Raw genomic sequence first — 13725 nt, 5'->3', positions numbered from 1 at the left:
TCAATTAACGAAAGAGGTTTTAATGAAGTTTCAGGAGATTTCAGATAAACTGACACGGTTTATAAATAACTATAACTATCTGGCTGAGGAGCGCAGTGCCAATCTGCTTTTTTTATTAAAATGTATTGTTTTAAAATACCTGGCAGATAATCAGCACCTTGACTTTGAAGCCCACCAGAAGGCCATCAAAAAGAACTTTACGCTGGATTATGTCCTGGCAATCTGGCAGGGCCGCCCCCTTGCGACATCATTTTGGGAGCAGGAACAAACAGAGCCGCAGCCCATTGGTGATGAGATATGGGAGTGGGTCTCTGATTTAATTCAGTCATCCCCTGTGCTGGCAGGAGAAAACCCCGGCTTGATTGGCGGCCTTTACGAAGCAAGTCTGCTACTAAATCATAAGAAAAATCACGGGGTCTTTTATACTCCGGAAAACATCGCCAGGTATATGGCGGCAGATGTGCTTGAAGCATTTTCACTGGGCGACAAACAACAGGATTTTCGGATTCTCGACCCGGCTTGTGGAAGCGGATCGTTGCTCAGTGCAGTTTACGATGAGATCATGGTTCGAAATGGTGAACTGAGTCCGGAGCAACGAGCCTGTCAACATCGTCAGTTACTGGAAACTGGCCTGCTGGGAGTCGACCGGGATCCGATCGCCTGCCTGGTAACCCGGTTGATTCTAACATTAAAAGGAAAAGAATACGTTAAGCCACTGGGGATTTATTGCGGCGATATTCTCACCGAAGAATTGGTTGCTGAGCAGTCGGTTGATGTAGTCATCGGGAATCCGCCGTATGTCGGTCATAAAGAAATCCAGACGGATTACATGAAGCTGCTCAAAAACCGCTATGCTGAGGTCTATCGGGATAAAGGGGATCTTTCCTATTGCTTTATCTATCGGGGCTGGGAACTGCTAAAACCGGGGGGGCAGCTTATCCATATCACCTCCCGTTATTTTATCGAAGCCTTGTATGGAAAACCATTACGGGCCTTTATCCGAAAAGCATTTGCAATTCAGGAACTTGTTGATTTCAACGGACTCCGGGTGATTGAGGGGGTTGGAGTTGATCCGGCCATTATCCGGCTGCTTAAAATGAATCGGATTGATGAAGATCAAATAATTCAAGTCAAGCGATTCTTTATTAAAAACCACAAACCTGAAAGCTACGCCAAACTGATCCAATCGCTTGCTCAAACCGATCAGCAAAGCCCGTTTTATGAGTCCTTTGAACTCGTACAGACCCAGCTGAATGACGATTCCTGGCGTCTCTATTCACCGCTGACCCGGGGAATCATTGAGAAAATTGAGACTAAAACACCGTTTACCCTTGACAATGTCGTCCACAGCTTTCAAGGCATTATCACTGGAAACGATAAGGCTTTTATTTTTGAAGCGACAGATCCGGTTCTTTTGGGCTTTGAATCTAGTTTTTTAAAACCGTGGATCAAGAATAAGGATGTTAAAGCGTTTGAAGTTGCCAAGCCGCAAAAGCAAATCCTCTATACCAACCAGATCAGTGCGATTGACGAGCATCCTGAGGTCGTTGCACATCTGGAAGCATACCGGGAGAAGCTTAGAAATCGCCGGGAATGCAAAAACGGCAAACTTGCCTGGTATAAACTGCAGTGGGGACGGGATCCGGATCATTTTGATCGGCGTAAGATCGTTTTTCCCTATAAGGCAACGCAAAACCGTTTTGCCATTGATGAAGCGCACTGTTATTTCAGCGCTGATGTTTATGGCTTAATTCTCAAACCGCGGCTTTATCATCAGATCACCGAGGAATTTCTGGTGCTGCTGTTAAACAGCAAGCTCTATAATTACTATTTTAAATCCTATGGAAAAAAATTGGGCGATAAGCTTTATGAGTACTATCCCAACACGCTGTTGCGGCTGGGAATACCGGACATAAAAGATGAAACCATTAAGGTTTTTAAAGATTCTTATGATAGAATCGTAGAATTAAAGAATAATGGAGACAATGTGGGATTAGGCAAGATTCTTGCTGAAATAGACCAGTGGTTCTATGATTTTTTTGAGTTAAATCAGATTGAAGTAGCAGCAATTGAAACGAAATGGTGATTGTGAACGGATCATTGCTTTGCAGAATCCGAATAGAGCGCTATCGTGAAAGGACATTATGCAAGAAAGTTTTTTTAACCAGAATTATGAAGGCCAAATTGCCGATAATGCTCCCCTTGCGGTAAGAATGCGGCCCCAAACTCTGGCAGAATTTGTCGGCCAGCAACATATCATTGGCCGGGGGAAGCTTTTGTATCGGCTGATTGAAGCAGATAAACTGTCATCGGTGGTATTTTATGGGCCACCGGGTACCGGCAAGACCTCATTGGCAAAAATCATTGCCAACCGCACCAATGCGGTGTTTTACGAGCTGAATGCGGTGACTTCGGGAAAAAAAGAAATTACCGAGGTACTGGAGAAGGCTAAGAATAACCTGGGAGTGTACAATAAAAAGTCCATCCTCTTTATTGACGAGATCCATCGCTTTAATAAGGCTCAGCAGGATGCGCTCTTACCCAGTGTTGAAAAAGGGTTGATAACCCTGATCGGCGCCACCACTGAAAACCCCTATTTTGAAATCAATTCGCCACTACTGTCCCGCTCCACCATTTTTGAGTTTACCAATTTGACCCCGGATGATATTCGGAGCGTAATTGAACGGGCCATTATCGATCGGGATCGGGGCTATGGCGTGATGAAAATAAACTGTGATCAGGATGCCCTTGATCATTTTGCCGAGGTCGCCAATGGCGATGTCCGTCGGGCCTTGAATGCCCTGGAACTGGGGATTCTGACGGTGGATAAAAATGCCGATGGGATCATCCATATCGATCTGGAGACGGCGCAGGAGTGTATCCAAAAGCGGGCAGTTCAATATGATAAGAATGGCGATAACCATTATGATACCATTTCAGCCTTTATTAAGAGTATCCGGGGTTCCGATCCTGATGCGGCGCTTTACTGGATGGCTAAAATGATTACCGCGGGAGAAGATCCCAAGTTTATTGCCCGTCGGATTGTTATCTCAGCATCAGAAGATATTGGTAATGCCGAACCATTGGCCTTACCGGTAGCGATGGCCGCTGCTGATGCGGTTTCCTTTATCGGGATGCCGGAAGCCCGGATTAATCTGGCCCAGGCGGTGGTTTTTCTGGCCTGTGCACCGAAAAGCAATGCTTCCTATCTAGCGGTGGATGCCGCCATTGAGGCGGTCAAGCATGTGTCAAACAGCAATGTTCCGGCGCATTTACAGGATACCCATTATTCTGGCAGTAAAAACCTGGGACGTGGCATGACGTATCAGTATCCCCATAATTATCCCGGTCACTATGTTAAACAGCAATACCTTCCGGATGATTTGATTGGCACTCATTTTTATCAACCAACAGAAATGGGTCATGAACTAAAAATGAAAGAATACCTCCAAAAAAAAGGAATAATCGAATAAATTAAAAACAGAAAAGGAGAGACATTTGAAAAAAGAATTGCGAGATCAACAAGAAAAAATGTTTAAACTGGAAGAAAATATTCATGGGTTTATCTTGAAAAAAGAAGAATTTGTAGATGAAATAGATGGTTTTGCCCGAACCTTTGTGCATCAAAAAACCGGAGCCCGTTTGGTGTATATCTCGGCAGAAGATGATAATAAGGTTTTTTCAATCAGCTTTCGCACCCCCTCTACCGACAGCACCGGGGTACCGCATATTCTCGAGCATTCGGTATTATGCGGTTCAAAAAAATACCCGGTCAAGGAACCCTTTGTGGAATTGGCCAAAGGATCACTAAACACCTTCCTCAATGCGATGACCTATCCGGATAAAACGATGTACCCGATTGCCAGCACCAATGCCAAAGATTTTATGAATTTGATGGATGTTTATCTGGATGCGGTTTTTTATCCCAATATTTATGAAAACCCCTATACCTTCTTGCAGGAGGGCTGGCATTATCATATTGAAAATGCCGATGATCCGATCATCTACAATGGGGTGGTCTATAATGAAATGAAAGGTGCCTTCTCCAATCCCGAGGAATTGCTGCAAAATAAAATTTTTGAATCCCTTTATCCCCAGTCCTGCTATCGGTTTGAATCGGGCGGAGATCCGGATGTGATTCCGGAATTGACCTATGCTGATTTTCTGAGCTTTCATAAAAAATATTATCATCCCTCCAACAGCTATATTTATCTTTATGGCGATGGGGATGTCCGGGCGCACTTAAAATATTTAAATGATGAGTATCTCAGTGCTTTCGAAAAACAGGCGGTTGACAGTGAAATCATCGCCCAGCCACCGCTTACAACCCGAACTGAATTGCGAACCTCATACGGAGTATCCAAGGAAGAAGTGCTGGAAAACAAAGATTATCTGGCCCTTTCAGTGGTGTTGGGTGATAAGCTATCCTATGAGGAGGCTCTGGCTTTTGATATCCTTGCCCATATCTTATTAAACAATAATTCATCACCACTTAAAGAGGCCCTGCTGGATCTTAAAATTGCTGACGATGTCAGCTATCATTACAGCAGTTCCTTACGACAGCCCTACTTTTCAATTGTCCTGAAAAACACAGAGGAGAAACATCGGGATCTGTTTGTCAATACGGTGGAATCGGTGCTCAACAAGCTGGTTGCTGATGGCCTCGATCCCCGCAGTGTTGAAGCGGGAATCAATATCCATGAATTTTCCCATATCGAAGGGGAGTACGGTTCCTATCCCAAAGGTCTGATTTATGGGATTGAAATGATGGATGACTGGCTTTATGGCGAAGACCCGATTGCCTATCTTAAATACAAGGCGGCCTTTAAAAAATTCAAGGACAGCTGGAAAGACGGCTACTTTGAAAAACTGCTTAAACGGATGCTGATCGACAACACCCATCAAACCCTGGTGACGATTGTGCCGGACAATACCCTGCAGGAAAAAGCCGACCAGACATTAGCGGAAAAACTGGCATCTTTTAAAGCGGGTTTGACCCCGGAAGAACTCCAGGCTCTGATTGATGAAACCCAGACCCTGATAAGAAAGCAAAATGAAGAAGATAAGCCGGAGGATCTGGAAAAAATTCCCAAGCTGTCGCTGGCCGATATCAATCGTACGGGTCGGAGCTATCCTCTGGAAGTCTTGGAGACCCTGGATACCACGCTGCTGTTCCATCCTGGTTTTACTGGCGGAATTTCGTATTTAAAACTCTATTTTGATTACAGTGAACTGCCACAGGAAGATTTGAAATATTTATCGTTAATGTGCAAGCTGCTGGGCAGTCTTAGTACCGAAACAATGGATTTTAGACGATTAAGTCAGGAAATAGAAATTTATACCGGTGGTTTGTCCTTTGGGATTGAGTCGTATGACGACGTTCACCATTTTGGGGATTTCACCTCGCACTGCTATGTTAAAGGAAAAGCGGTGATGGAGAACATCCCGACATTGGTCAAAATTATGACCGATGTGATTACCCGGACGCTGTTTACGGAAAAAAATCTGATTCACGATATGATCCGGGAAATTAAGACCCATAAGGAAACCCAGTTTTTAACCGCCGGCCACGTCGTCGGGGTACAACGGCTGCAGTCTTATTATTCTCAGTCAGCCCGGCTGTTTGAAGAATTTGGCGGAATTGAGTTTTATCGCTTTATTGCCGATCTGGAAGCGAACTTTGACGAGAAGTTTGAAGTTTTAGCCGAAAAGCTTGCCGGCATCGCCGATATGGTGTTTACCAGCAGAAAACCAATTATCAGTATTACCGGTACCGAGGAAATCCGGGATCGGACTGTGACGGCTCTGAGTCCGTACATCGTGGGGTTGGCGTCAATTAAAGCGGTGAAGAATGCCTTTACGTTTGAAACTGAAATTGCCAATGAAGGTTTCTTAACGGCGGCCAAGATTCAGTATGTTTCTCAGGGGTATAATATTCGTGCTCTAGGATATGAATACACCGGTTCCCAGCTGGTTTTAAAGGGCCTTTTATCAATGGACTATCTCTGGAACCGGGTTCGGGTTCAGGGCGGTGCCTATGGTGCATTTATGAGTATTGGTCGTGGTGGCGACCTGTACTTTGGTTCGTATCGTGATCCTAAACTAAAAAAGACTTTTGAAGCGTATCAGGGAGTGGTTGATTACATTAAAAATCTTGAGCTCTCCCAGCGCGAATTGGAAAAGTATATTATTGGCACGATCAGCAGCAAAGATGTTCCACTCAGTGCCTCGGTGAAAGGTGAAATTGCGGATAATTTTTATTTTAGTGGTGTTACTGCCACAGATTTGCAAAAAGAGCGGGATGAAATTTTAGAAACCACTGTGGCGCAATTAAAAAGTCATGGGGACATGATTGCTGCAGTGCTTGCTAAAAATGCCATTTGTGTTTTAGGTAGTGAAGAAGCTATTAATGAAGAAAAAGAATTGTTCAAAGTAACCCGCTATATCAAGTAGCTGCTCTGAGGGGAGAGGGGAAATGAAAAGAAAAATAGGATTATTGTTGATACTTATCTTGGTCTTTGGCACATCTGGAGTGTTGGCGGCGGGCTTGCCGGCCTATGGTGCTGATGAAGGTGTAATCATTTATGAAGTGAATAGCGGCGATGTTCTTTTTGCCCAAAAACAAAATGAAAAATTCTATCCGGCAAGTACCACTAAATTGATGACGGCGCTGGTGGCCATTGAGCACGGTGATCTCAATGAGAATTTTACGGTGGGGGATGAAATTGAAAGTCTGGATGCCGACAGCAGTACGGCTGGTCTTGAAGTTGAAGAGGTGCTATCGCTCAACGAATTGCTCTATGCTCTGCTGTTGCCGTCCGGAAACGATGCGGCGGAAACCATTGCGGTGAATATTGGTCGAAAAATTGCTGGCGACAGCTCGATCAGTTCTGAAAAAGCCTATGAAACTTTTGTGGCAGAGATGAATAAAAAAGCTAAGGATTTGGGGATGACCGGCAGTAATTTCACCAACCCCCATGGACTCCATAGCAGCAATCACTATACTACCCCAGCGGATATGCTGATTCTCGCTAAAGCGGCCTTTGAGGAGACCACCATCAAAGCAATTACCCGGGCCAAGGTTCATGAAGTGCAAACCAATAAAACGAAACACAAGTGGAATAACTCCAACCTTTTATTGTATCCCAACTTCAATGAACTGTCCGAAGAATATCGGGTGGCCAATAACCTCTCGGGAACCAATCCGGTCTTCAATGGTTATGCCACAAGCGGAAAAACGGGTTTTACCGAAGAAGCAAAGAAATGTCTGGTCTTTGAGGGCGAAGGCAATGATAAGAATATGATCGGCATTATTTTATATGCGGATGAGACGGTGCTTTTTAAAGAAGCCAGCGATACCATTAATGCGGTAATCAAAGAATATGAGTTGATGGAATGGTCCAATCCGGAAGATGAAGAGCGGGTCGTTCAGGTGGTTAATTATCATGTTTTTGATGGCAATAAACTTAAGTACAAGACCAATGATCCGCTGATTACAGCGGTGCCTCAGGCCAATCAGGATAGCTACACGGCCAAGGTGAAATGGGATGAAACCAAAGTAATTGGAGACGATACCCTGACAAACCTCGAAGCTGATGTGAAAGCGGGAGAGCAGATTGGGGAATTGCAGGTTTATAATGGCGAAACCTTTGTGGAAGCTACCCCGGTGTATGCGGTGAATGATATGAAAGCCCGCAACTGGACGGATTATCCAATCCTTTACTGGTATGTAACCATCATTGTGATCTTGATATTACTGGCGATTTTGCGAATCATGTTTGTTCAGTTTATGCGCAAAAATAATATCAAATATAAAAAAATCAAAATCAAGGGAAAACAAAATTCTTCCGGGAGTCGATCTTCCGGTCAATCGCCGAAGCGAAGACGATAGTATAAGAATAAATAATGGAGTCTGTTAAAAAACAACAGACTCCGACTATTTTTACTTGACATGTATAGACAAGTGGTTTATAATTTAGATAGTATTTAAAGCATTGAAGTGCAGAATACGAATCAATTTTAAGATGCGAAAATGATGCCATGAAGGTATTTCCAGAGTTGAAACTTGGAGGTGTTCTTCGTGTTTTTTTGTGTTAAGTTAAATTTTGAGGAGGTTTTATTATGCACATGGCAGATGCTTTAGTTTCTCCGGCAGTCGGAGGAATCATGCTTGCGGCGAGTGCCGGAGCAATCGCTTATTCAGCGTATAAATGTAAAGATGATTTAGATGAAAAGAAGATCCCGTTAATGGGGGTTATGGGCGCCGTTATTTTTGCCGGACAGATGATTAATTTCACCATTCCGGGAACTGGTTCCAGCGGACATATTGGTGGGGGGATTTTGCTGGCAGCGTTGTTGGGACCATTTCCAGCATTTCTGACGCTGACAGCAGTATTACTCATTCAGGCCTTATTCTTTGCTGATGGGGGTCTGTTGGCCTTGGGGGCAAATATCTGGAATCTTGGTTTTTATGCCTGTCTACTGGTTTATCCCTTTGTCTTTAAACCGATTGTAAAAAAAGGCTTGACACCGACCCGGATATCGGTCGCATCGGTGGTATCGGTTATTTTAGCATTGACTCTGGGTGCTGCTTCAGTGGTCATCCAGACTCTGGCTTCCGGCATTACTGAGTTACCGATGGCAACTTTTATGGGGATGATGATTCCAATTCATCTGGCGATTGGTCTGGTTGAAGGGATTGTTACTGGCGGAATCCTAGTCTTTATCTACAAGATGAGACCAGAACTACTGGAATCGTCCATGGATAATAAAAAATTACCGAAAAACTTATCAATTCGAAAAGTACTGGGCTTTTTACTGGTATTTGCCATTGTTATTGGTGGCGGTTTGTCGTTACTGGCATCATCCAATCCGGATGGTTTGGAATGGTCAATGGAAAATGTAGCGGGTACTGCCGAGCTGGAAGCCTCGGGGAATGCCTACGACAGTGCCGCTGGGATTCAGGAGAGCACTGCTTTCTTACCGGATTATGGATTCAAGTCAACAGATGGTGAAGGCTCAGCCGCTGGAACCAGCGTTTCTGGTATCATCGGCGCCGGAATTACCTTGATCCTGGCAGGCGGAACGGGTTATCTGATATATGCCGTCAAACGCCGAAAAGAAAAAACAGTATAGATGTTTTAATTCTAATTGAAATGAAAATCTTTATATGGTACTATTAACAATAGTTTGCTTAATAACCTCTGTTTAGTAACAGAGGTTATTTAATATTTAAGTGAAAGGTAGTCCCAATGTCAACAATTACCGATTCCATGAATACAATCAGTTCCCTTGAGGAAATGGCCGAGGGTAACACGATCATTCATCGCCTCCATCCAATGGTCAAACTGATCACCACGATGCTTTATCTGGTGCTGGTGATTTCATTTAATCCCTATAATATTACTGGACTGATGGTCTTTGCATTCTATCCGGTGATCTTAATGGCACTGGCGGAAATTCCCTATAAACCCTTGCTGAAGCGGCTTTTGATTGCACTGCCTTTTTCCTTTTTTGCGGGTATATCCAACATCATTTTTAATCAACAGCTGGCTCTGATGATTGGGCCGATGCCAATCAGTTATGGCCTATTGTCCTTTATTTCGATTATGGTTAAAACGATTTTTACGGTCATGGCGGTGATGATCCTGATTGCCACGACCTCACTCCCTAAAATTTCCTATCAACTCTTATCCATTAAGGTACCCAAAATTATTGTGGAGCAGATCATGCTGACGTATCGTTACATATCGGTTTTGCTGGAACAGGTCTCAAATATGTATACAGCCTATATTTTAAGGGCTCCGGCTGCCAAAGGGATTAAAATGAAGGATATGGGTGTTTTTGTCGGGCAGTTGTTGCTAAAGAGCTTTGATCGGGCCGAGAGCATCTATGTCGCCATGAAATGTCGTGGTTACGACGGCAATTATTTATACGCTAAGCCCAGTCCGATTCAAAAAGGTGATTGGCTGTTTCTGGTTTTAGCTTCGGGGGTTCTGTGCTTGATGCGATTTTTTGATTTAAGCCTGTTTATCGGCAGTTTTTTATAATGAGGAGTTTCAATGTTAAAAATTGATAAATTAAACTATGCCTATCCTGATGGTCATCAGGCGATCCGGGATATCAATCTAACAATTGAAGAGGGGGAGAGTATCGCTTTAGTGGGAGCCAACGGTGCCGGGAAATCCAGCTTGTTCAAACTGATTGTTGGTGTTTCCGAGATTAAAGAGGGATCCATAATGGTTGATGAACTGGCCGTTGAAAAAAAGACCCTGAAGGATATTCGCCGCCGGGTTGGGATGGTTTTTCAAAACCCTGATGATCAATTGTTTATGACCAAAGTATATGATGACATTGCCTTTGGCCCACGCAATGAATTACTGGATGAGCATGTGGTCGAAGAGCGGGTGGTCAATGCCATGGAACAACTGGGTATCATTCATCTCCGGGATCGGATGCCCCATCGCTTATCTGGGGGCGAAAAGCGGGTCATTGCCATTGCTTCAGTATTGGCCATGGATCCCCGGGTGATTTTATTTGATGAACCGACCTCGTTTCTCGATCCTCAGGCCAGACGAAACGTCATTAATACCCTGGATTCCTTGAAGATGACTAAAATTATTGCTACCCATGATCTGGATATGGCTCTTGATATCTGTGACCGGGTAATCATTTTACACCATGGCAGCGTGTTTGCCGATGGCAGTGTCAAAGACATCTTGTTGGATGAGGCGCTCTTATCCCAATGTCACCTGGAGTTACCCCTGTGTATGCAAAAACCGCGGATTCGATAAATGGATGATTCCGGGAAAAGAAAAGCTTGATGCGGTCAAGCTTTTTTTAGATTTCAAAGCTAGGGCAAAAGATTATAAACTTACTAAAGAATAGCACAGGGAAATGGTTTCTTAATTGAATTTTTAAATTTAATACGATATAATTAATGCAATGTTTGGGAGGTCAAGGATGGCAAAAAAAGATTATTCGAATATTGGTAATGATATTAAAGATATTGTTCAGAATGCTTTGAATTCGGAGGAGTTTAAAGAACTGAATAAAAACATTACTGCAACTGTCGCCCGGGCCATGGATGAGGTCAAACGTAGTGGCGAGTATTGGCAGGAACAACAACGTCAGCAGCGGGAAAATAATCAGAAAGCCAAACGGCAAGCGGCTAATGGCAGAAGAAATCGGGAAAAAATAAATAAGCCGCAGCCATCGGAGATGGTTGCCAGAAACATGGTTCAAAATACCTATAGTCCGGTTAAAAAACAGCCCAATAACCTGATTTCAAAATCGCCGCACGGTCGGATTTCTGGCATGTTATTGATGATCTTTGGCAATATCGGCATTGGGGTGACCCTGTTGTTGTTACTGATATTTTCATCGGTATTTGGTTTTGCGTTTACCAGTATGCCACTGATGGGAATCAGTGCCGGGATTCTGTTGCCAATTTTTACGGTCAGTGCGCTGATGTCGGCAAAGGGCTCAAACCTGCGGGGGCGGGTGAAACGCTTTCGTCAGTATTCCAGTCGCCTGAGAGGTCGCGAATTCTGCAAGGTCAGTGATTTGTCTGATCCGATTGGTCGCAGTAAGAAATATGTGGTCAAGGATCTGCGCAAAATGATTAGTCTGGGAATGTTTCCCCAGGGACGATTTGATGAAGATGAAGAATATTTGCTAATTAGCGATGAAGCCTATCAGAACCATTTAAAGCTTAAAGAAGGGAAAAAACTTCAGGAAGAAAAAGCGCGTATGGAACAGGTAGCGTTGGATCAGAAAAGAAAGATTGAAAACGAAAACCCGGAAATGAAGGCAGTTCATGAGGTAATTGCCGAGGGACAGGATACCATCCGGCAGATCAATGAGGCAAATATAGCCATTGAAGGCGAAATCATTTCTCAGAAACTGGATCGGTTGGAAAAAGTGATCACCAAGATTTTTGAATTTATTGAAGAGAATCCTGATGGTTTACCAGAAATCCGCAAATTTATGGGCTATTATCTGCCAACTACCCTTAAGCTGGTTTCGGTTTATCGAGATCTGGATGCTGAACCGATTCAAGGGGCCAACATTCTGGCCACCAAAAAAGAAATCGAAGATACCTTGGATACCATCAGCCATGCCTTTGAAAATCTGCTCGACAGTTTTTATGAGGATACCGCCATGGATGTTTCTACTGATATCTCGGTACTCAACACCATGCTGGCCCAGGAAGGGCTGACCAATCGAGAATTCAAAAAATAATCGCATCAGTTTTAAAAGATGACGAGCTAAAAATTATACGAGGAGAATTGCAATGGAAGATAGTATGAACGATTATTCCCAGGTAACCCCGACCCTGACCTTTGACCCATTTGAGGACGAAAAAGCCGTAACGACTAACACCCATCAGGAGCTAAAGAGGGAACGGGAAGTATTTGACGAAAGTCGATTGACCCCGGACGAGCGACGAATGGTCGATGATTTTGCCAGCAAAATCGATCTGACCAATTCCAGCCTGGTGATGCAGTTTGGGGTTGGGGCCCAGAAAAAAATTGCCGATTTTTCCGAAACGGCTCTGAATAATGTCCGCACCAAAGACATGGGTGAAGTGGGCAAAATGCTCGGTGATATGGTGATGGAACTACGGAATTTTGATATCGAGGAGGAAGATAAGGGCTTTTTAGGTTTTTTCAAAAAAAGCAGCAATAAGCTCAGCTCAATGCAGACCCGCTATGCCTCCGCTGAAAGTAATGTTAACCGGATCTGTGAGGCTCTGGAAAAACATCAGGTGCAACTATTAAAAGATGTGGCGATGCTGGATAAGCTTTATGATGTCAACAAAACTTATTTCAAAGAGTTATCAATGTATATTTTGGCTGGGAAAAAGAAACTTCAGGAAGTCGAAACCAAAGAATTGCCGGAGCTGATTAAGCGCTCTCAGATCAGCGGATTGCCGGAAGATGCACAGGCGGTGAATGATTTATCAGCAATGTGCAACCGTTTTGAGAAAAAAATTCATGATCTGGAACTGACGCGGATGATCTCGATTCAAATGGCTCCACAGATCCGACTAGTACAGCATAATGATACCCTGATGGCTGAAAAAATCCAATCTTCCATTGTCAATACCATTCCACTTTGGAAAAGCCAGATGGTGCTGGCACTGGGAGTGGTACATTCTGGCCAGGCTGCTAAAGCCCAACGGGAAGTTACCAATATGACCAACGAATTATTACGAAAAAACGCTGAAACCTTGAAGATGGAATCCATTGCTACCGCTAAAGAATCGGAACGGGGCATTGTCGATATCGAAACCCTGCGTATTTCCAATGAGTCTTTGATTTCAACCTTTGACGAGGTGTTGCGTATCCAGACCGAAGGACGCCAGAAACGAAAAGAAGTGGAAGCTGAACTGGAAAAACTGGAAAATGATTTAAAAGTTAAGATGCTAGAAATTAGAAGATAAACAAAAAAGACAATCAGTGCTAAAGACTGGTTGTTTTTTTCTTAATAAGCATAATTCCGTTGATACTCGCTTCCTGATCGCTAATCGGTCAGCGGCTTGAGAAGATGATGCGATATTTGATTAAAAAATTAATTGTATAATTGTCCAATGGATAGGTGATTAGTTGGCTTAAATACCATTGATAACTGTTAGAGATTGGGTATAATTATAATCAATAGTATTTTGCTAAGCGCATCAAGTGGGAATCATCGTAGTTCGATCTTGGTTAAGCCGATATT

9 protein-coding genes are annotated in these 13725 nt (G+C 43.6%); all 9 read left to right on the top strand.

The genetic code is table 11. The features are described 5' to 3' along the window. The first annotated feature begins 22 nt into the window (after positions 1-22). The 9 genes from Q7P33_RS04965 to Q7P33_RS04925 all read left to right on the top strand — a co-directional run bounded on the left by Q7P33_RS04965 (position 23) and on the right by Q7P33_RS04925 (position 13447). Positions 23-2086 carry an N-6 DNA methylase gene (locus tag Q7P33_RS04965; protein WP_303867961.1) on the top strand — a complete coding sequence of 688 codons (2064 nt, stop codon included), beginning with the start codon at positions 23-25 and terminating at the stop codon, positions 2084-2086. A 58-nt stretch (positions 2087-2144) separates the two neighbouring features. Beyond that, complete coding sequence (locus tag Q7P33_RS04960) at positions 2145-3473, top strand: replication-associated recombination protein A (RefSeq protein WP_303867958.1); 1329 nt, start codon at positions 2145-2147, stop codon at positions 3471-3473. Between the two features lie 25 nt (positions 3474-3498). Then, positions 3499-6453 carry an insulinase family protein gene (locus tag Q7P33_RS04955; RefSeq protein WP_303867954.1) on the top strand — a complete coding sequence of 985 codons (2955 nt, stop codon included), beginning with the start codon at positions 3499-3501 and terminating at the stop codon, positions 6451-6453. A gap of 22 nt (positions 6454-6475) precedes the next feature. Further along, on the top strand, positions 6476-7891 hold the full coding sequence (locus Q7P33_RS04950; RefSeq protein ID WP_303867951.1) for a D-alanyl-D-alanine carboxypeptidase family protein: 1416 nt from the start codon (positions 6476-6478) through the stop codon (positions 7889-7891). A gap of 230 nt (positions 7892-8121) precedes the next feature. After that, positions 8122-9135: an energy-coupling factor ABC transporter permease gene (locus tag Q7P33_RS04945; protein ID WP_303867948.1), complete on the top strand. Its 1014-nt coding sequence runs from the start codon at positions 8122-8124 to the stop codon at positions 9133-9135. A 116-nt stretch (positions 9136-9251) separates the two neighbouring features. Further along, positions 9252-10049, top strand: a complete 798-nt coding sequence (cbiQ, locus tag Q7P33_RS04940) for a cobalt ECF transporter T component CbiQ (RefSeq protein ID WP_303867946.1) — start codon at positions 9252-9254, stop codon at positions 10047-10049. Between the two features lie 12 nt (positions 10050-10061). Further along, positions 10062-10793: an energy-coupling factor ABC transporter ATP-binding protein gene (locus tag Q7P33_RS04935; RefSeq protein ID WP_303867944.1), complete on the top strand. Its 732-nt coding sequence runs from the start codon at positions 10062-10064 to the stop codon at positions 10791-10793. Between the two features lie 169 nt (positions 10794-10962). After that, positions 10963-12243 carry a 5-bromo-4-chloroindolyl phosphate hydrolysis family protein gene (locus Q7P33_RS04930; RefSeq protein ID WP_303867942.1) on the top strand — a complete coding sequence of 427 codons (1281 nt, stop codon included), beginning with the start codon at positions 10963-10965 and terminating at the stop codon, positions 12241-12243. Positions 12244-12295: 52 nt separating this feature from the next. After that, positions 12296-13447, top strand: coding sequence for a toxic anion resistance protein (locus tag Q7P33_RS04925; protein ID WP_303867940.1), 1152 nt, complete (start codon positions 12296-12298; stop codon positions 13445-13447). The last annotated feature ends 278 nt before the right edge of the window (positions 13448-13725 follow it).

The sequence above is a fragment of the Acetobacterium wieringae genome, from assembly GCF_026646375.1.
GTDB lineage: Bacteria > Bacillota > Clostridia > Eubacteriales > Eubacteriaceae > Acetobacterium > Acetobacterium wieringae_A.
The sequence above is the reverse complement of the archived record's forward strand: the minus strand, read 5'-3'. Positions and strand labels throughout refer to the sequence as shown.